Below are 21,942 nucleotides of genomic sequence, written 5' to 3'. Positions count from 1 at the left end.
GAAGAAGTCAGTGTATGGAAAATATTACGAAAGCGTTAGAGCTCAACAATCGCAATGTAAAATACTTTTTTATTGCAGTTGTCATTTTACTTATCGGCATATCTTGGCTGGAAATCATCGATCATCATTCTGCTAAGTATGTTGATGCATCATTGAGTCAAGCGGCTATTGCCTTCGGTATAGCACGCGCTTTCAATGGGATCATTTCAGTTTTCAAAGAGGTGTCTGTCACTGTGCCTCTCATAGGATTAGAGCTAGCCATAGGGCAGTTGTTGGACCCAGTCAACGATCTAGTTGAGCAGTTTTCGTCCTTGATGAAAATGGCTTTAGGATCCTTGATCATACAAAAAATCCTGCTTGAAATTGTTGCGAACAACTTCTTCAAAGTTATTTTCACTTTGTCAGGTGTCATGCTGGTCCTTGTTGTCTACTTTGACAAGCTTCGGTTGATTAACGTGTTCTTTAAAAGCTTTGTTTTCTTGGCGATGCTTCGGTTTCTAGTGGCCCTTACTGTGCTTTTCTATGCTGCCGTAGACAAAGCTTTCGTAGAGAGTAAAACGGAACAAGAAATGGCGTTTCTAGAGACCTATCCTTTGGATTTAGAGAGCTTTACAGATGACTCAAGCGTATCTGAAGAGTTAAGGGCAGCTTTAACGCTCGACTTGGAAAATCTTCAGAAGGATGTGATACTCAAAGAAGAGCAAGTGCTGCAGATTGACAATAAAGTTGTTCAGTTAGACATGTCAATCTTATTGCTTGAAGCTGATTTACAAAGAGTAAAAGATGAGAAAGGCATGATTGATACTTTGCGTCCCTGGAATCGTGACGAGAGGGTGATAGTTCTTAATCAAGAAATTGGGTCAGCCAAAAATCAAAAAAGGTTACTGGAAAGAGAGCGTCGGGATCTGGTGAGGGAGCTAAATAATGCAAACAAAACCATTATTGATATTGAAAATGCATTACAGGGCAAATCTACTGGCCTATTTAGCTCAATCAGTGGAGGTTTTACCTCAATGACTTCTGGGTTGTCCAACTTCAGAGAAAAAGTTTCTCAGTACATCGAAAATATACAACAGGCTATTCCATCATTCATCAACCTCATGGCACTGTTTTTCTTTAAGGCAATGATTTTGCCTTTGCTTTTCCTCTTCGTTTTTTTGAAGGGCTTTAAAATGATCTGGGGAATCAACATGCGTGATGTGATCACGTCTGGTGTTGAGGAGCTAAGGTCAGAAATTAAAGGCTCAAAATCATAGATGCATTCGGCGGGGCTGCTTTAAGACTGGTGGCCCCACTTGTCTGCTATGAACCCTTATATAAATTGATATATATTACAATAAATTAGCTTGAATTAACTTGTAGGATTACCCATGGACCACAGTGCACACAACAAACTTATATCTTTTATCTGGAGCATTGCTGACGATTGCTTAAGAGATGTGTATGTGCGAGTAAGTGCCGAGCCGCCTATGTTTGTGCTTAGCCGTTAGATCTAGCGTTTGAGCGTTAGCTGTAATTTTTTTGTCATGATGAATATGGATGTCATAAATGAAACTGAATCCAGTTTTGATTTATCAGATTACTTCTATTAACAGGGCATGGAAGCATGCTCGTGAGCAATGGGGGGATAACTCCTCTATTGCAGTCATGTTGCGAGAGAGAAAGTCATCACTTCAGGTAAGGCTTATCAGAAGTTTTCCTTCATATGTCTCTCTTAAGTTAGATACTGAAAATATAGAAGGTGAGCCACTGTTCAGTATTAGGTTAAGTGAGCCAGTTAGGTTACCTAACAATGTTGTGCGCTCGGATGTCGAGCATATGCCTGTTCGTATGGCAGCAGAGCTGTTTTCAGCTGATGAATTAAAACGACTTGTAGACAGAGGTGTCTAATGATTACGGCAGGTGTTGGTTCAATAGATATAACGTTTGTTTTTTTTGTCGTCATCGCAGTTAGTCTGCTTTTTTTTATGTTGGCTGAGACGAGGCTTTCATTTCGTTACGGTAAATCACTGGCAGCATGGAAAGAGATTAAAAGTTTATTGAGTCATGGACATGAAGAAATTCATTTACAAGATAAATCAGCTAAGTTGATTAATTTAATTCATCAGTATTTTTTAGTTGGCTCCACCTCAACTTCTGCTGAAGAAGGAAAGAATAAGGTATTGCTTGCAAGGTCAAATACTAGTTACTTAGTAACAGTGCCTGTAGGGGGGCTTGTACCTCATCAACCATCCTCGCCCTATAGGTTTGTTCCAGCTTTGTTGGCAACTATAGGGGTGTTAGGCACTTTTCTTGGTATCTCTCTGGGCTTGGCAGATTTTCAAACAGAAGGTGGTAATTCTGCACAATTGATGAGTTCGGCTACAAAGCTACTGTCGGGTATGAAAACAGCTTTTTACACGTCTCTTGCCGGATTATCTGCATCAATTGTGTTTATGGCGTGGCATGCAGTCTGCAGCAAATTGCGTGAAAGACGCTATCGGTCTCTAACTACAGAGCTGCAAGAACTGTGTGTGTCTGTATCTCCTACATCGCTTTTGTACAATATGAATTCTTCTAATCATGAGGATCTGATCATTCAGCAACTAAAAGCAACGGAGACTGTTGCAGAAACGAATAAAGAACTACTCAGTGTAATGAAAGGAGTGCAAAGCGTCCTTAAAAATTTTGATTCGGAAACGATCTCAAAGTCTGTTACTGGTGCGGTCTCAGATAGTATTGAGACTACTATTACTCCTTATTTAAAGTTTGTATCAGACTGCTTGAAAGAGGGTCGAACGGAGAGTTTGCAGCGATATAAGGATGTAATTGCCCTACTGGAAAGTTCAGTACAAACTCAAAAAAAATTAGCAGAAAAACAGATAGATGCCGTCGATGCCACAAACAGATCGAATCAACAGTTGGCATATGTTGTGAGTGAATTGGGGCATGTGTTCGACAAATTCGACTCTGACATTATTGCCAACTCCGTGTCCAATGCTGTATCTCAAACTGTCGAGCACTCAATCTCTCCATATTTGGCAAAAATTGGTGAAAGTATCAAAGAGCTGCGCGAGATCAAGGAGCAGAGTGCTAAGGATGTTGTAGATCTGATAGTGCAATCACTTCGTGAGGAAGTTATTGAACCGTTTGCACTACATGTCACAAGAACTATAGAAAAAGCTGATCAACTGACCTTAGTTAGTGAAAGATATTCTGCTTCGGTTGAAAGCCTAGTGCATGAAATGCATGGATTGATGTCTGGTCTTGACCAAACAGCGAAGTCGTTGAATCAGTTCCAGTTGGATACTTTGACAAGATTGGAAAAATTTGCGGATTCATTACGCTCAATTCTTTCTCAATTTAAAAATGATACAGAAGGTACTTTGAAACAGATTGCTGTTGAAATACAAAGCGCTTTGGATAATTCTGTAAGGGGTATGGAGTCTCAACGTAGTGCGTTTCAGCAGAGTGCTCAAAATGCAGCGGCTGCATTTGCCGAACAAAATGAGAGTCTTAAAGGGATAGGGCGTGAATCTAGTGTTTTGATGCAAGAAGCCAAGGATAACTTGCTAGAAGGTCTTAGCAATATCGATGATAAAGTTAAGTCGATGTCTTTGGTTACCCAGCAGGAGCTTGAGCGTTTCCGGCTTGAATATCAGAAAAACCTGCAAGAGTTCTTCAGTATGCAGGCAAACCTTCTTGAGTCAACTTTGGGTCAGCAGCGTGAAGGCTTAGCTGATGTGGTTGAGGACTTCCGTGTTGCTTTCAAAGAAGAAAATGAATTGCGTAAGCAGCAGTACCTTGCGATTGATCAACAATACACTCAGCTAAAAGATGGTGTTGCACTGGTTGAGGAGCTAGTCGAAGCTGTAGGTATGAATAAAGCAGGTGCCTTTAGTCAGCTTGAAGATGCTTCTATGGCTATAAGCGCTCAAGTTGGTAAGTTACGTCAGTCTTATGAAGAGGCTGCAGTTCGATTTAATAAAATCACAGAGCAGATGCCAGAAGCCATGACTGACTATTTTGAACGTGCAAATACAAGTCATGTACGTTTCTTTGATAACTTTGATGAAGCGGCTGCGAAAGTACATGGAAAGCTTGCGGATGCTGCTAACCTGCTTGTCACTGCAATGCAACAGATTGAAATGCAGTTAGTTGAAGAGAAGGTGAACTAATGGCTAGGAGCGAGTGGAGTTATCCAGAAACCGATATAGATGAGTCCGGTGCTTGGTTATCCATCGGTGATTTGATGTCTGGCTTGCTTATGATCTTTGCTTTGCTTTTGATTTTGGCACTTTTGCAGTTAACCGAGGCTGCTGAAAAAGCAAAAAGTAGTCGAATCGTAATTATTCAGTCACTACAAAAAACGTTAGCTGAAAAGGGAATAAATGCAGAAGTCGACCCTCAAACCGGAGACATTAGTATTCTTGACTCAGTACTTTTTGACTCGAATAGCGCTGAATTGAAGCCAGAAGGACGAGAGTTTCTGTCGTTATTTATACCTGTTTACAGCAATGCAATATTTTCTAGCGACCAGGTTGCTGATCAAATACAACATGTGATTATTGAGGGGCATACAAGCTCCACTGGTGGCTGGGATTATAATATGAAGTTGAGTTTGGATCGGGCACTTAGTGTGTCTGAGACTATATCTAACCTTACTTTCAATGGCAAAGAACAATTTCAGACTCGAATGCTGGTAGCTGGTAGAGGAAAGCTAGATGCTGATCAATTTGAAGATAAACCTAGTGATCGAAAAGTGATCTTCCGTTTTCAGTTTAAGAGCGATCGGTTTTTGCACTGGTTTATGGAGCAGCGGGGACTCTAATCATGAACATGTCTAGTATGGGGATTGGTTTTAAGACTCCCGCTGAGAAAAAACCAAAAAAAATGCAAGCTCTTGTTAAAGGAATGGAGGTTCACGACTGGAATACTCTAGACAGCGTTAATGCATTCCCACCTAAGTCAATAGATCAGATCTTATTGTTGCTGAATGAGGGTAAAGCATCAGATATCACTATATTGGAATGGATCCATTTATTTGAGAGTAGTAATATATGGAGTGAAAATAATACTGAACTACGTACTTCGCACACCTGTTTCAAAATACTTAATGCAATGTCAGAAAATGATCCGCTGTTAAATCTTTCTCTGTTTAGAGCTGCGTTAACTATTGATGGGGTGGGAAATCTTTTCCCATCTTTACTATTAGATCAAATTCACTTTTTAGATGATAAGCTTTCTGGTTGGAAAAAAGAAATACTGGATATTGTCATTAAGTCGAGAGACGGGAACTATAAAGATATAGCTCTATCTGTAGCTATGCAAGATATTTCTGTTAATGAATTTTTTAGTAAATATAGATTACCAAGATGTACCCGTCTAAAACATGCAGTTACTGCTTCAATACCATATACATGTGAAACAATTGACTTAGTATCGTATGCAGGTTGGTGTATATATATGGTTAAAGAAAGTGAACATGTGATAAGTGTTGAAATCCTAAATGTACTTTTGGCTAAGCGCTTTAATGATATAAAAAATAATAAATATCTAATTAGTAAATTTATTGAAATATGTCACCCTCAAAACGAAGATGGCTACTGGTACGATCTTTCTGAACCTGCCCAGCTTTCTCTAAAGAATATAGTTTCAATTTCTGATTTGTACTACTTCAAAAAACTAGTTGAATTAATTTTTAGATCAAAAGAGCTATCAGTTGATGAAAATTCTACAAAACAAATAAAACGGCGTAGTCAGTTTTGGTGTCACTACGAAAGCCGCATATTATCTGTGCGGATTTTAGTGCCTGAATATACCTATGATAAAGTTATTGGTCTTTTGAAAAGTTGTAGTTGGCTTGAACTTCTTTCAGATAAAGAAGGTAGTGAGGTCATAATTCTTGAATTTGACTCTGTAATAGTTTTAGAGGTTCTTAGGGGGGAAGCAAGTGAAATTAGAGTTTTTGAGAAAAACTCTAGGAATAAAAACATTCTTCTAAAGAGTGTTAATCCATCATTAAATGACTTTAGGAAGGCGCATCAAGATGCAGTGCATGATCATGTTATATGTTGGCAATGGGCTTGTGAATCTTGGTTAAGAAAAAGCTATAACATTATTCCTGATGATAAGACTAAAAAATTTAATGGATTACCTCCAAGTTTCTCAGATTATGACCCTAGGAAGGGTTTACCAACACCTGATAAAAATATGTTGTCATTGAGGGCTGAAGAAGTCGCAAGGTGGTCAGATGCGTTTTTCAGAAGAGAAATGCTGCTTGGTAAATACACTTCAGATGGAAGTGAAGCAAAAGCACACGAATTATTACTCTTAGGGCAGCAGTTTAATCAGATGGGTGACTTTAAACAGATGGTAGAGCATTGGGAAAGTTCTGCTAAGCTCGGTAATAGAGCTGCAATGATGAACTTAGCTGAGTACTATTTAGTTAAAGCAAAATCAAGAGCTGAACTGCGTATGCGTGGAGATGTTTGGCTGCGTAAAGCTGCAGAACTTGGTGACTTGAGAGCAAATGCATTGCTTGGGCTTACTGTATGAATTGTATTTTAAAATGGATTGAGGGAAAACGGTGGGTTTGATTATTAGTCATTGTAAAGCATGGATCAACGAATTTCTTTTGGTTAGAGGTTTAGTTTCACCAAAAGGTATACCGTTATTTAGATATTGCACTACAGATGAAGAGTTCAAAACTCTTAGAGCTGTTCTCATTAATTACCAAGGAGAGCGTTTTAATCCAGCATTCAAACATTATTGGTATGCCGGTATTTGCCTATATATAGCAGAGCAATTTCGTCGTGGTTATGATGCAAACTGGTCCTGGAAGGCCTTCGAGAAGGCCCTTGATATCAGCTTATTGCCAACTGACCATAAAGAGCTTGTGGTTAAAGGTCTGGGCTTTTGGGGTAGGCCTATCCGCTATAGATCTCACGGTGCCGACTATTTGGGTTCCCTTTTTGCAGAAGGGGGGTTGCCTTGGAAGCTATTGCAGAGCGAAGGGCATGGATTCGGAAAGGCAATCAAGGCTGTGCTCAAACATTATCATCAACACAAGCGCGATGGTCTCGATCTTGTCCAGATTGTTCGTCAATACGGACAGTATTTCCCGCAGTCATTCCAGAATGATGAAAAATATCAGCTGCTAGCTAGAATTGCCGAAACACTCATGCTTTTGGCAGAACAACACGGACTTAATGAGCAAGATAACCCTGCTGCTTACTTAACAACCAAATCCCCCCAATGGCGTGATGAGTTTCCATTGCCTTTGGAAGAGGAAAACGGCGATGCACTGGTCAACGAATGGTTGAGGGATGCAAGTATTAGGATTAAGGAGCGCAAGCTAGCTGAAGAAAAAGCACACTATTTCACTTGTGAACATCGACTTGATGGTCCCCCGGAGCTTGCGCGTTTGTTGGCAAAGGTTAGGCTGGCACCATCCCTTGAGGTGAAGCTGGATGGTCGTAAACTTAGCACGACCCGAGCTGAGCTTACGTTGTATGAAGGTGAACAGATGGTACTGAAGCTGGGGGCGGCCTATGGGCGGCTTGAAGGTGATGTGCTAGCTGTCAAAATTCCGACTGAGGTCGTAAAGTGTCTTCGTAAGTCTCCAGATAATCCTTTGTTCTTAGTATGTTCCTGTGCCGGAGAACGGCTGGCTACACAGACCATTCAGTCCAGTGAGATTGATTGGAATCAATTGCCGACCGTATTTGTCGAGGAGGGTGACGAAGTTCACTTGTTAGGCACTGCATCGGTTAAAGCTCAGGTACCAGAAATACTTTTGCGTGTACCTGTCAGCATGAAAATTCAGAGCATGATTCCTGTTACTACTGACGCAGAGATGGGACTATGGTATCGCGTGAGTGAGCCCACTATCATATCTGATACTGGCTCCTGTTATTTGATTGAACCAGGAAGCTCGTCTGCTGCTGAACGAATTGAATTCCGGGGAGTTATTTCACCGTACGATACGCTGCCCATTACTACCTGGCTGGGGTGGCCCCGCTGTTTGCTTGCCTCCACCTCGGGAGAGGAGCGAAGGCCAGATTCATTCAGAGTGAATGATCAGGTATTCCAGCGCACTGATTCATTGCCATCGATTGGCAGTTTTAAGGTCGAAGTACTGGGCCAATATCAACACGTATTGTCGCGTCGAAAACTGGGTGTGTTGCCCCGGGATTTTTCGATAACTTCGCTTCCAGCTTCTTCGCAAGTGCCAGCCCGTATTTCAATTAATACAGTACAGGGACTTAAAGTTCGAGTGCTGAACGATAACCTGAGTACAGAGGTACATAGGGCGGATAGCACTACCACCGTTGACCTAGTTCCTGTTGGCCAGCAGCCTGACCGGGTATTATTGGAGGTCTCAGATCAACGTAGCCACAGTGATGGTATCGTGATTCGACTACCTTATCCCGAAGAGGGTGTCCAGCTGGTTGAAGCTAACGCCAGCCTTGTCCGAGGACGAGAGCTCACTGTAGACCGAATTTTAGGAATGTCTCTGGTCATGACGCCTCCACCAGGTAAAACACAAACCTTTCACCTTACTCTTGAGCTGATGGGGCGAATGGTGGGGTTGGAAAAGCGTTATACCTACGAAGTAAAGAACAGCTCGACACAGGTGAGTTTGTTCTCGCTTTATGACGATATATTGTCCCTGTTTAGCTGTAGTGCTGAGCAGGACGCAGTTGTTCGTTGCAGGATAGAAACCTCGCGTCCGCTCAGACAGTTCGATATCCGCCGCTATGCTGCAAAAATCAAGTTTATTGAAGGATTTGGCCACTCTTTTGAACTGACTGATCATAACCTTCAGTCTTTGATGCACAGAGCTAAGGGGATATCAGTTATGGCTATGCAGCTTCAGACGCCGGAAGCAACGCCTGTTGAGCTGCATTCACAGTCGGTACATGAACTGACTTCGGGTGTCTTCGAGCTACCGACACGACTCCAAAAGGATGGACCTTGGTTGCTGTATCCCACCGAAGGCTCAGCGACCTTCTTCCGTCCGGCCATTCATGTGCCGAATGTGGCTATATGTACCCCTGATGAGGAACAGGAAATAAAAACCCTTAACTCTGCGGCGCGTTACTACCATCCTAAGCTTCGCCCGGAAATCTTCAATCCTGTCCTAGACGACATGGCACTACATTTTTTTCACAGCAGCTGGCTTTATCTTGCTGAGTTGAAACAGCGTTATAAACATGTTCCCCTCTCGGTTTTTGAATGCTGGAAACACCTGAGTCGTCACCCACAGGTAATGGCTTTAGCGGTATTCCGGCTCGAAATGGATGCATGCTTTGCTGAGCGATTGACACAGGAGCTGGCGGTCATCTGGGAGGCAATAACAATTGAACAATGGAAAGCAGCTCTTCGAGTATACGTTCAGGGTATCTCTCAGCAATTTGGTATTCCTGAGGATATGGTCAAGTGCAGTGCGAAGTCACGCATGGGCTTGCTGTCTGTTCAGGTTCCGTTGTTTAAGGACCTCTCTGATGAATTGTTTGATGGAGACATAAAAATATCCAATAGCGTGCCTCTCCAGTTGGTGCTGCCGATTTGGTTTGGTGAGATGCGAGGCCGCCAGGAGGATGCGCAATGGCCAGTCATTCTGAATGAAGCGTTGAGCAACTGGATTCGGCAGCATGAGGATTATGCTTGGATGCTGGGGCTTGAAATGCCGGGTTACATGAAATCAGTTGTTTATATGCCTGTGTTTACAGCTTGCCTGACGGCTGGTGTAGCGAGCTTGTCTGAGTTGGAAGCAGATGATGCTGTTTTACGTTTTGGTTTTCGTGTGTTGTCTGATTTTGACCGGAATGGTTGGTATGAGCCGGTTTACTCAGCCACTTTGTCCGGTTTACTTCACGCTAAAGAGAGTCATTTATGAGCGGTTATTTTAAGGATTTGATCAATCAGTCATTGAGTCGTACGCGTGAAGCGACGTTGTCGATCCTGGGTGTCAATGATGCCGGACTTAGAGCACATCTTGCCGCGCAGATGCACAACCGTATGGGGGATGAAGGTTGCTTTATGGCACCGCCTGTTTTTGAGCATACCTTTGGCTGGCAATCTGGTGATCCCACCTTTGCTGATCTTCGGGGCAATCTGTTGTCTGAATCTGTTGTCAATGCGCTTACAGCTACTGGTCACTATGGTTTTGACGCCGATATCAGGCCCTATAAGCATCAATTGGAAAGCTGGAGCATATTGCTGGCTGATAAACCCAAGTCTGCGGTCATTACCACAGGCACAGGCTCGGGTAAGACCGAGTGCTTCATGATTCCAATCCTGCAGGATCTGGTCAAAGAGCATGAAAAAAGCAGTAGCGCCCTGGTAGGAGTGCGTGCGCTCTTTTTGTACCCCCTGAACGCCCTGATCAACTCTCAGCGCGAGCGTCTGGATGCATGGACTTCGCCATTCAACGACAACATCCGTTTCTGCTTGTATAACGGTAATACCGAAGAGAATGAAAGCACCGTTCGCAAGGCACAGCGTGAGCGGCCAAACGAGATACTATCGCGTGAGCGACTGCGGAAGGAGCCTGCACCTATCCTGATGACAAACGCGACCATGCTGGAATATATGCTGGTCCGCCAAGTGGACGATCCTATTCTACGGATTTCCCGCGAACAACAGTCTTTGCGCTGGATTGTTCTTGATGAAGCGCATACCTATGTAGGTTCTCAGGCCGCTGAGTTGTCATTGCTGCTTCGCCGTGTGGTAGAAGCCTTTGGTAAGCAGGCCCATGAAATTCGCTTCGTAGCTACATCGGCAACCATTGCTGAAGAAGGGGCATCACTAAAGCTGCAGTCCTATTTGGCATCATTGGCGGGTGTTCAGGATGACCAGGTGGTTGTGATCAGTGGTTCACGGCAGGTCCCTTCAGTTGAACATGACCCGGATCCCATGCGTACACTGGATGAGCTTCGTACGATTGACTCAGGTAGCACCGTTTCGAAAGGCCGCTATACCGCCTTGTGCAATCATCCTCTTACGTATCGAGTACGGCAGATGGTGGTTGGCAGTGAAAAGCCTCTTGATCTCAATGAGCTTATCGAGGCAGTTTCTCCGTTGCTTGTAAGTAAGCATAGGGAAACGCAGCAGCAGGAGTTGCTGCAGTGGATCGATTTAATGAGTGACACCCAACCATCAAAGAACGAACCTCCTTTTCTGAAACTGCGTGGTCATCTCCATCAGCGTATGCTACATGGGCTCTGGAGCTGTATTGATTCAAATTGCAGTGTTAAATCAGAGCACCTCAAAAAATGGCCATTCGGAAACGTCTATGTTACCCAACGCGCCCGGTGTAAATGTAGCGCTCCAGTCTATGAACTGGCATTCTGTGGTGACTGTAAAACGCCCCACTTGGTTGCAGAGGATGCAAATGGCACGCTGCGGCAGACCAGCCCCTATTCTGGTGATGAATTCTCGCTTTTGGATGACGTTAATGAAGAGTCAGTACCAGAAGCCAAAGACAGTAAATACTCAGGCAAGCAGACTGTGGTTTTGGCATCGACCAAGGGGGAGGGTTACCAGGATATTCCTTTCAACAAGGAAACAGCTGAACTGGGTGCACTGAGTTCACCCGCAGTGATCAACGTTCATCTGGCGACGGACAAAGATTCAGAATGTATTCAGTGTGGGGAGTCTGGACGCAAACCGGCTGGTTTCCTGCGTAAATGTTACCTGGGGGCTCCTTTCTATGTCAGCAATGCTGTGCCGACGGTACTGGAGTTCTGCCCCGAACCTGAAGGTAAAGATGTAAATCCGGAGAGTCTTCCAGGGCGTGGCCGCAAGCTTATCACTTTTACGGATAGCCGGCAGGGTACGGCACGTATGGCCGTGCGCATGCAGCAAGAAGCTGAGCGATCTCGGCTGAGGGGGCTTGTCTTCCAGGTTTTGCGGAATCGCCAGGCACTTGAGAATTTTAAGGCTCCAGCATTACCAGGCAAATCGGTAGAAGATCTATTGAAAGAAGCTGATCAGCTTGCACAGCTGGGAATGACCGACTTAGCTGAGCAGCGGCGTAGTGAGGCAAAATTGAAGCAAGATCCTGCGTCAGGGGTGAAGCAGGTGAAGCTTGGCTGGCAAGAGTTGGTTTCAGATCTTGCCGCTTCTAACGATATCAAATACTCAATTCTTGATTATAACCGCTATGCGAACCCAGAGTTCTTCGGTGGTCATGATAATAGTCTGACCTTGGCAAGCCTGCTGTTACTGCGTGAATTTGCTCGCCGCCCAAAAAACCAGAATAGTACCGAGACATTGGCTCTGGTTCAGGTAAGTTATCAGGGGCTGGAGAATGTTCAGTCAGTCCCTCGTTTTTGGGCAGAAACGCTTGTCCCAAAAGTGAGTGATGATCAGAAGAGAGAGGCTTTGAGCCTACAAGATTGGAAAGACTTTCTGAAGGTGGCCCTGGATTTCCACGTGCGTGAGAACACTTTTTTCGTTATGAATGAGAATGAACGTCATTGGTTGGGGGCCAAGTTTGCACCCAAAGAGCTGGTGGCACCTAAAGTAGACTACCCCAAAAGTACACGTGTTAAATCCTGGCCTTTATTTAAACCGAACAGACAGCAGCAATCCCGACTGGTTAAACTACTCGTCTATGGAGCTGGGCTGAATCCTGATTCAGCCATTGATCGGGATAAGATCAACGAGTGGTTAAAAGCAGCCTGGCAGGAGCTGACACGCTTGCAGATCCTGCAAAGTCCAAGTGGTAGTGGCTACATACTTTCACGCCAAGCTATCACCTTCGCCTTACCCCAGAGAGCCTGGGTTTGCCCGGTCAGTTATCGGCTTCTTGATACAACGTTCAGGGGACTGACGCCATACATCCCTAGAAAAGCAGATCGTACTCAACTCCAATGCCAGCTGGTTGCAGTGCCAGACTTTGCAGCACTAGCTCCACAAGGTGAGGACGAAGGCGCTTTATTGGCTATACGAAGCAAAGTGGCAAAAAATGACATTGTTCAGCAGCTGCGGCAGGTTAGCCTCTGGAGTGATATTTCAGATCGTACTGTAGAGGGGGGCTTCTACTATCGGACAGCTGAGCACTCGGCACAACAGTCATCTAATCGCCTGGAGCGTTATGAAGATGATTTCAAAAAAGGAAAAATCAACGTCCTGAACTGCTCCACAACCATGGAAATGGGGGTGGATATTGGTGGTATTTCAGCCGTGGTGATGAATAATGTTCCACCGCATCCTGCCAACTATCTACAGCGTGCAGGCCGAGCGGGCCGTCGGAATGAGGCTCGAGCTATTGCTTACACATTGTGCAAATCCGATCCACACAACACACGCGTGTTCAACAATCCTAAATGGGCATTCAGTACGGCTATTTCGGCACCAGTCATTACTCTAAATGCGGAACCCCTGGTGCAAAGGCATGTTAACTCTTACCTACTGTCGCAATTCTTGAAAGCACAGACCGCATCTGAAGGGGATCGTACTCGACTGACGGTGCAGTGGTTTTTCCATGCCCATGAGGGGGTTGTGGATCACTTCATCGATTGGCTGGGCAGTGAAGCAAAGGCCTTTGAAGGTGGTGTGAAGAGAATAGTCAAACGAACAGCTCTTGAGCTTGCTGGCATTGACACGTTGGCGACCAATTGCTCCGATGTTATTCGTAAGTTAGCTGATGGCTGGCAAAACGAGTACAAGCTGATCAACCAGCGCCTCAATGCAGCAGCCGACCCGCACTATAAAAAAGCACTGGAGCTGGAAAAAGCCCGTCATGAAGGGGAATACCTACTCAAAGAATTAGCTGCAAGAGCATTTCTGCCTGGCTATGGTTTTCCTACTAATGTTGTTGCGCTTAATACCTACAATATTGAGGACTTTAAAAATAAGAAAGACACTGCTGCCTTGCAGAAATCCGGGCGAGAGGACAACATCTTCACTTACAAAGAACAGCCGTCCCGGGGGTTGGATATTGCGGTCAGGGAATATGCACCCGGTGCACAGGTTGTCATTGATGGGCGAGTGTACCGTTCGGCAGGTGTCAAAATGCAGTCTTACCAGGATGGCCCATCCGGTAAGCCGCAGGCCTTTGCTTGGTCTTGGCAATGCTCACACTGTGGTACACCAGGCTATCAAGAAAATGCTTATTCACATGCGGGTGACTTACGCTGCGTTGAGTGCAATGCAAAAATTCATGATTCTGAGGTCAAGAAGTTGCTTCGGCCAATGGGGTTTGTAACAGACTTCTATGAGTCCACAACAAACGATGTTTCGACACAAAAATATATGCCCGTAGAGCGACCACTAGTTCATGTTAAAGGTGCTGTTGTAGCGCTTCCAGATCCTGCATGTGGTTTTGTCCGCTTTGGTGAAAGTGGGCAGATTGTTGTTCGTTCCGGCGGCGAAAATGGTCAAGGATTTGCAGTGTGCATGAGCTGCGGTCGAGCAGACTCAATGACTGCCAGTGGAGATTTACCGAAGGGTATGGGGGCCAGCGAGAGCCATCGTCCCATCGGTGGTGCTACAGGTAGTAAGAGCAAGCCAGAGTGCTCGGGCGAGAGGGTTATGCCGAATATCTATCTCGGTTATCAGGCAAGAACTCATGTTGTCGAATGGACTTTCCGCAACCCACTGACAGGCGCATGGATTCCGGAGGATGAAACAGGCCGCGCAATTGCGACAACACTCGCGGTAGCCCTGCGTGATGCCGTTTCTGAACAGCTGGGTATCGCAAGCAGTGAGATGGGCTTTGGTGTTCGTCCTGATCGTGACCTCGAGTCAGGAGAGAAGCGATACATAGTGCAGGTTTACGATAACGTAGCTGGTGGCGCAGGCTTTGTACTGACAGCCTTGCAGGAAATGACAAAGCTGTTGGGCTCAGCTCTCAAGAAACTGGAGTGCCCTGCCAACTGTGATACAGCTTGTTCTTCATGTCTGGCGAGTAAGGATAGTCGCGTAGAGTTTGAACAGCTGAACCGTCAGTTGGCGTTGATATGGCTTAAGGAAAGCCGATTTGCAGAGCATCTGCAGTTACCTGAGCCTTTTAATACGGTTACTGGTGCCACATATTGGCCCTATGAACCCATCCGTTTTGTTCGTCATTGGATCAACAAGTCAGCCAAGGAGATTCGTGTTCGTCTCGGAGGTGACAGCAACGTATGGAATTTGGGGGCACCTGGGTTTCGCAAGCAGCTTATTGCATGGAAAGTAATTGATGGTCGTGATGTCAGTGTTGTTCTGGAAACCCAAAATCTTTCGACGATCCTTAAGGAAGAGCTTGCGCTATTGGCACGAGTAGGCATCCAGATTGTCCAACTTACAACAGACCAGTCTTTCAGTGACATTCTTGCTCCAGTTCAGATTGTAGATAAAGAAGATAGTGTCATTACTTTGCTCTCGGATTCAGAGCTATCCATCATTCCCGGAGCTGATTGGCTGCAAGCACGAGATGCCAGTACCTGGATTATATCTGAGAGTGTACCGACATGGGTATTTGACCCGGTTAATACTGTCGATTGGTTGGGTACTTATGCTACTGCCACTGTGCTTGAGGTTACTAAAGAGCTGAATGGCCCAATTGCTGGACTTTCAAAGCGCTTCAGGGATCTATTGGCCGAAAAAGCTCCTAGCTTTTTGACAAAATTACAGAGTGATAAAGTAATTGCGGTTCAGTATGAAGATCGTTACCTACGTTCTCCATGGACTGTTATGCTACTTGCTGGCTTTATGCAGGTGATCCCAAATGATGGGATCGGCTCGGTCATTATCGAAACTGTGGCAGCACCTGCTGGGCATGCGGGTGAGCGTTTATGGGATAACTGGAATAACCTTCAAGATATGGAAGCGGTGCTCGAGGAATGGGTGGCCGCACTTATGACTACCCGTCCAGTTATCTCTACCCAAAAACCTCTGACAGAAGTCAGCCATCGTCGTGTACTCACACTTGAGCTTGAATCTGGCAAGCAGCTGAAGTTGGCCTTTGACCAAGGGATGGGATATTGGCAATGTACCTCGGATGCTTTCAGCTTGAAGCGGTTTGATTTTGGTCAGCCAATTATGGGTCAAGTGAAACAGATGCTGGATAGTTGGAGTGGTGTCAGGTTGTCAAATGGCGGTGACTGGCCTACAGATATTGCGCTGTATGAGGTTAATCCATGAAGCAATAAGATAGATTTTGATTGAGTACTTTTAATAATACTTTGAGCACCATCTACTGGAACTTTGTCATGATTATGGCGGCAAAAAATACTCGAATAAGCACCTACCTTGAAAAAATAGATCAATCCAAGCCTATCAACTATTCCGTGTTTGATAAGCTGTTAGCGGAGTTAGGTTATTCAGAGCATAAAAGGCGCTCTTTATTTCGTGTAGAGTTGGTTGCTCCAAAAAGTTATAGAGTGCATATTCTGGATAAAAAGGGCTTTCAAGAACTACAACTTAGACATGGCGATCATAATTACTCAAATCGCCATTTCGCAGCACTTGCTGGCGACAGCCATAGAGTCAGCGTAAGTGGTGCTTGTTTGTTGTTAAGAAATCAAATAGAACCGCACCCACAGGTTGTGTTGTTTGAGGGAACCGAATGGCACTCTAAAGTAGTGCTTTCGACCTCTGCACTGCTGGTTGAAAACTTGGAAAATTTTTTGGCATTTGAGAAGACTTTGCAACTGCTTCCGGAATGTGGTTTGAAACCAAATCAACCAGTGGACGTGTTATATGCGGCTGGTAACCAGATTACCCATGCCATATTGCAGCCCTTTTTAAGTCGTTACTCTGAAATAAACTGTCTGTTCGATCCTGATCTAGGTGGCATACGGATGTTTAGAACCTTACATCAACGTATGCCGAAGCATTCAATTCGATTCCTTTATCCTATGGATATAGAAGAACGTTTGATTGCATCCAATCGTTCACTGAAATCCGAAGATCGTGAGGGGTTAGTCGAGTATGTTGGCTTGAGTGATGAGGTGGATAGTTTGATTCAAATGCTTCGCAAAACAAAACGTTCACTCGAACAGGAAACCTATCTTTCATAAGGATATTGAGCATGGATTCATTGTTTCAACAAATAGATACTTGTCCCGATTTATATGCAATTCAGCAGCTTGTTTTTGTGAATAGCTCGTCATTCGCCTATACGGAAATACGGGTAGATCAGCACACTGCGCTATTTGGCAGGAATAATTTGGGCAAAACGTCCATGTTGAATGCCTTGAAACTATTTTTACTTCCCGAAGAAAACTTCAAGCGGTGTGACCAAAAGTTTGGTTTTAGAAGCAGTACAGGCGAGTCCTATAGTACACAGGAAAGCTTTAATTATTACTTTCCGGAGCAGCATTCTTTCATCTTACTTGAAGCAGAAAATCTATATGGACCTTTCTGTGTTTTGCTGCATCAAGGTAGAAAAGAATTTAGCTATGCACGTATTGTGATTCCTTGCTCTTACGAAAAGATTCGACACCTCTTTTGGGATTTTACGGCTGATTGTAATGACGGTCTGGGGGCTCCTATTCAAGGATTGTCACTAGAGTCTATACAACAAGCACTGAAATTGTTTAATAGTGAGTCTTTGCATGATAGTAAAACAGTTCGTGACCGCCTATTTTCGCATCGTCCACTGAATCGTGATGAAGGACGTTATTGTTTACTGCCGCTTAAGCAGGGCGGCACTGAACGAGAGTTAGCCGCTTGGAAACAACTTATCCATCTGGCATTTGATATTGGCGCAAATAATACCCGCACCTTACCCGATGCCTTGGCGACAATTATTGAGGGAGAAAAACAGCGAAAAGCGGATGAATTGAGTGTCGACCTAAATCAAATATTGCAAGATTACGACGCATTGCGCCACGAGCGTGATGAACTCCAGCGAATCACTAATGCAAAAGATGATTGGATTGAGTTTGATGCGCTGTATCGTGATTATGAAACTCAATCTCGTGAAGTAGGGCAATTCTATGTTGACTTAAAGTCCGTTCTTGAAAGGGAGCAAGGCCACATAGATCCCTTAATCGAAAAGGCGGTTGAAGAAGATAATGAAGCCCAAAATGCTGTGCATGCCTCCAGAAAATTGTTCACTGATACTTGCGATCAAATAAAACTTTATGAAGGCAAAATGGAGGAAATTACTAATCAAATCAAGCGATGTGAAGGCGCTGTCACTCGTATTACTGCTATCGAACGAGGTTTCCCAGACTTAAATCCAGACGAAGTGCTGGCTCAGTTACAGCAACAAGTTAAGCAAAAATCTTCGTTTGTTGAAGAGCTTAAAAATGAAGCGCAGCGTCTGCGACGCATGGAGCAACTTAATAGCCAATTAATTCACGATAAGAGGCAACGCGACAAATTATCGACTCAACTCTCGGAGCATAAGCCTTCAGTATTGGAGCAGTTAGATTCGCAAAGTGCCTCGTTACTCTATAACCTTATTCCCGATCTAGCGGATATATCACCTGCCTTGGATCCATCAACTTCTAAGATTCTACGAGACTTTGCTCAACTATTTGAAGTCCGAGAAAATGAATTATGCTTATTAAACGAGGCCCTTCCCAATATTGAGTTTGCACCTTTTAACCCCGAGCAAATTAGGCAAAGTCAGCTTATTAAGCTAGATAAATTACAGCAGTCAATCAAGTCACAGGACAAGGAGTTAAGTGAACTGATGTCGACTTCGCGCTTGAGTCAAGTTGAACAGCGAAACAAGCTGAAGCATGAAGAAGGCGAGCTAAGGGTGCTAGAGCTTGATCTTGAAATGATCAAGGCCAGAGAAACCCACATTCGCCAGTTTAAAGAAGCAACAGCAGCCTTCGATGACCTTAAAGTAGTGCTGGATGATGCCCGTCACAAGGTAAGTAGCTATAAACAGGACTTAGATAAATATGAAGGAAATGCGGCGAAAATTCGTAAAGCCTTACATGAGCTAAAGCAAAAAAAGCAAACGTTGACAGTAAAATTGACCAGGCTAAATTCAATTGCCAATGGTCATGCTGTTCTGAAAGGTTGGGAATCAAAACTCTCACCCTTACCAAGAACAATTGCGGATACTGCACTAGACGGTTTAGAGCACCAATGTCAGAAAATTGCAAAAGTGCAAGAAAAACTGATGAATGCTTTGAGAATTTTGTTGAGCCAAAAGTTATTAGATACCGATGGTAGTGAAGCATACTTGATGAGTTTTGACTTATCCAAGGTTAGGGCACTGAGACAAGAGTTCGAACGTCTTTTTAGCTCTTTGGATGCTGTTCAAGTGGACTATGACAATCGCGTCAGGACGCACAATAAGCATACCTCGATACAAATGGATGTGTTGCGAGATGCGGGGCAACAAGTTCGTGGTTTTATTAGTGAAATAAACCATGAGTTCAAACATTACAAAGTCTCTAATTTAGAAGAGGTTCAGTTGATCTGTGATCTTCATCCACGTTTTCAATTATTATTGAATGATTTGGGTAAGATTAATTTCTATCATGAAGCATTACATGATGCCCGTTTGTATCAACGTCTAAATGATTTCTGCAATGAATTCTTCAAAGAAGGTGAGCGTCAAGGCAGGGTGCTGCAATTACATCAGCTAATTGAGAGAGTTCGTTATCGTTTTCGCTTGGCAGGTCAAGATCAATTTACCGAAAATGCTCAGTCAAACGGAACAACAAGCATGGTGAATAGTTTATTGCTCTCCATACTGCTGAAGCGTTTATTAGCAAAGGATGCCAGAATCTGCTTACCCTTGGTAATGGATGAGATGGGCTCCATAGACCAACAAAATTTGCTTACCGCGGTCTCCATTGCTGAACAACACGGTTTTGTACTGTTTGGTGCTAATCCAGACATGTCTGCTGAAATCGTAAATGCGGTCAATCACTACATTAACCTTGGTATGTTCAAGGCCACTGAAAAATCCTATAACCCGAAGCGCCGTGTGGTATATCACGGTGCATGTGAGTCTCTTAGGTTAGTTCAGTCTAATAGTAAAGTCGAAAAGCTTACTGAGGCTGAGGCATGATCGTCGCCACCGACAAATCCTTGATTACCATGATAGAACATAAAGATCTGTTCTTTAAGCTTATTGATATCATTGATCGCCAAAATAGTTCCGACGAAATTCCCTTACAAATCTATAACCAGCTGTTAAGAGGGCTGTTAGAGAAGCAGTCAGATGTTGAGCAACGGCGGCTGCGTGCAATTTTAAATTTGGAAAATCTTCATCGTGCTGACTTGGTCATTGAAATAGATAGCAATCGTGGTGTGTTTGTTTTGGCATCCTTTGTGGTTGAGATGTTTCGACATTTTGATCGTAGACGATTAAGAGAGCTTTCCAGTGCACAACTTGAAGACCTGAGACGTCGTTTACAGGAAAGTCTAGATCAGCTTAGCAAGTCACCATTAGTGCTAGGTGATCGAGTATTTGATGATCAACTAGAGCTTCTCAGAGAAAGGATTCGTACCACTCATGTCAAAATGCGCGACAATGTCAGTAGCCTACTAGGTCAAGCTGAACGCTTGTCAGAAATAATAGAGCAAAATGAGTTGGATAATCTGGAGCAATCTATTCAAGTCAGTAAAGCGCTAGAGCAGATTGATCAAATATATCAGTACCATGTATTACCCACTTTGCAATTTCTAAATGAGCGGGAAACGTTCAAAGAGGGGCAGCCAGCCCTTACCTCACTTAGGTATATCGCTAACTTGCTTGATACCGCTCAGTTACCAGAATTGAGTCAACAAATGAAATATGCGAGTGCATCGCTGCGTTCCTATGCGTCGGATGTCGAGAAGATTAGGCGGTCGTTAGAGCGATATGTTCGGCAAAATACCAAACAGCGCATGCAATATAATGCAATAGAAGCAGCCTTTAATGATTTGCTTCACTCAGTACGTTGCTTGCAGGATGGAAGTCTTAAAAACAACCTGTTGCGTTACGATGACCCCGTATTCAGTATTGGGCAGTTGTTTTCTGGTTTGAGAGTCATTCGTTATAGCACTAGATTAGAATGGCATGGAAAAGATCAGCGTCTCCTGTTTGATGAGTTTTTACGAGTTAAATTAGATCAGCTGAGTCGTAACAAGAGTGAGACTGGCACCGTTGATCTAGAGGCTGAAACGGAAGGTTTTGATTGGCAGCAGCAAATTCGGAAAGAGAAGATTCGTCTTCTCGTCAGTGAATGGCAGACTCCCAATGTGTGTGATGATTTCCACAGAATGATGCACGAGTATCTTCTTGTCCGTCTGTCCGATTATGAGTTGAGCGATCTATTGGAAGCCATGAAATGGTGTGTTGCTGAGAAAAAACTACAACTCAAACCCGCTTTCTGCCAGAGAGTCATTAAACATAAGCGTTTTGAGTTAACCTACTTCGTAAATGTAATGGAGCCCATACATGCAAGTTGATCAACATGCCAGCCGTAAGTTGTATGAATGTTTTATCAATGGTCAAGTCATCAACGAGCTTGTTTTTCAAGATAGTGGCATGGTGGTAAACCCATTATTTGAAGAGCTTGTATCAAATTTTGATCGTTATTATCGAGAGCTATATCTCAATATTGGCTTTGAGTTGGTACTTAAAAAAGGCTTTGCTTTTATTCGCTCAATTGAGGCCGATGACGCTCAGAACGACATTGTCAGAAAGGTACAGGGACTGCTGCTAGTTCTGGGAAGAGGTGTCACTGAACTGGGTTTCCAGTTTGAACTCTTGACCGATCCTGAAGTGGGTGTAAGCAACGAAATTATCGAACAAATTGAACAAAAAGAAGATAAACAAGAGGTGCTGGCTGCTTGTGACCTTAAAGGCGGGCTGCTTACCGATATTGAAAGAGTACTAGGTAAACGAAATATAGCTTTTCAAAATGTCAAAGGAAACTGGGTGCTAAGCAATGCGGGGAAGGCATTTTTTGATGAACTTTTTGAGGGTAGGGTTGAGGGCGAGAGCTAGTTTTTTAAATATCTTGAGCGAGTGCGTGTTATATGTACTCGCTTAAGGTAAGT

11 protein-coding genes are annotated in these 21,942 nt (G+C 44.0%); all 11 read left to right on the top strand.

The genetic code is table 11. From position 1 onward, the window contains the following. Nucleotides 1-14 precede the first annotated feature (14 nt). The 11 genes from DN062_RS03625 (at nucleotide 15) to DN062_RS03570 (ending at nucleotide 21,889) form a co-directional block, all read left to right on the top strand. Nucleotides 15-1,256 carry a coiled-coil domain-containing protein gene (locus DN062_RS03625; RefSeq protein ID WP_112157608.1) on the top strand — a complete coding sequence of 414 codons (1,242 nt, stop codon included), beginning with the start codon at nucleotides 15-17 and terminating at the stop codon, nucleotides 1,254-1,256. A 292-nt stretch (nucleotides 1,257-1,548) separates the two neighbouring features. After that, on the top strand, nucleotides 1,549-1,890 hold the full coding sequence (locus tag DN062_RS03615) for a hypothetical protein (protein ID WP_112157606.1): 342 nt from the start codon (nucleotides 1,549-1,551) through the stop codon (nucleotides 1,888-1,890). Further along, nucleotides 1,890-4,157 carry a MotA/TolQ/ExbB proton channel family protein gene (locus tag DN062_RS03610; protein ID WP_112157604.1) on the top strand — a complete coding sequence of 756 codons (2,268 nt, stop codon included), beginning with the start codon at nucleotides 1,890-1,892 and terminating at the stop codon, nucleotides 4,155-4,157. Before DN062_RS03615 ends, DN062_RS03610 begins: the two co-directional genes overlap by 1 nt. Next, nucleotides 4,157-4,810, top strand: a complete 654-nt coding sequence (locus DN062_RS03605) for an OmpA family protein (protein WP_112157603.1) — start codon at nucleotides 4,157-4,159, stop codon at nucleotides 4,808-4,810. Before DN062_RS03610 ends, DN062_RS03605 begins: the two co-directional genes overlap by 1 nt. A 2-nt stretch (nucleotides 4,811-4,812) precedes the next feature. Continuing rightward, nucleotides 4,813-6,537 (top strand): EH signature domain-containing protein, encoded by a 1,725-nt coding sequence (locus DN062_RS03600; protein ID WP_112157602.1) that lies wholly within the window; start codon nucleotides 4,813-4,815, stop codon nucleotides 6,535-6,537. 31 nt (nucleotides 6,538-6,568) lie between these two features. Further along, nucleotides 6,569-9,883, top strand: coding sequence for an STY4851/ECs_5259 family protein (locus tag DN062_RS03595; protein ID WP_112157599.1), 3,315 nt, complete (start codon nucleotides 6,569-6,571; stop codon nucleotides 9,881-9,883). Next, nucleotides 9,880-16,119 (top strand): DEAD/DEAH box helicase, encoded by a 6,240-nt coding sequence (locus DN062_RS03590; RefSeq protein ID WP_112157597.1) that lies wholly within the window; start codon nucleotides 9,880-9,882, stop codon nucleotides 16,117-16,119. Before DN062_RS03595 ends, DN062_RS03590 begins: the two co-directional genes overlap by 4 nt. 20 nt (nucleotides 16,120-16,139) lie before the next feature. After that, nucleotides 16,140-16,997 carry a hypothetical protein gene (locus DN062_RS03585; protein WP_133256739.1) on the top strand — a complete coding sequence of 286 codons (858 nt, stop codon included), beginning with the start codon at nucleotides 16,140-16,142 and terminating at the stop codon, nucleotides 16,995-16,997. Nucleotides 16,998-17,008: 11 nt separating this feature from the next. Further along, complete coding sequence (locus DN062_RS03580) at nucleotides 17,009-19,963, top strand: coiled-coil domain-containing protein (protein WP_112157593.1); 2,955 nt, start codon at nucleotides 17,009-17,011, stop codon at nucleotides 19,961-19,963. Beyond that, entirely contained in the window at nucleotides 19,960-21,348 is a 1,389-nt protein-coding gene (locus DN062_RS03575) for a hypothetical protein (protein WP_112157591.1), read from the top strand. Before DN062_RS03580 ends, DN062_RS03575 begins: the two co-directional genes overlap by 4 nt. Continuing rightward, the gene (locus tag DN062_RS03570) at nucleotides 21,338-21,889 is read left to right on the top strand and encodes a condensin complex protein MksE (protein WP_112157589.1); all 552 of its coding nucleotides are present in this window, start codon (nucleotides 21,338-21,340) and stop codon (nucleotides 21,887-21,889) included. The genes DN062_RS03575 and DN062_RS03570 overlap by 11 nt, the downstream gene beginning before the upstream one ends. Nucleotides 21,890-21,942: the final 53 nt, after the last annotated feature.

The sequence above is a fragment of the Nitrincola tibetensis genome, assembly GCF_003284585.1.
GTDB lineage: Bacteria > Pseudomonadota > Gammaproteobacteria > Pseudomonadales > Balneatricaceae > Nitrincola > Nitrincola tibetensis.
The sequence above is the reverse complement of the archived record's forward strand: the minus strand, read 5'-3'. Positions and strand labels throughout refer to the sequence as shown.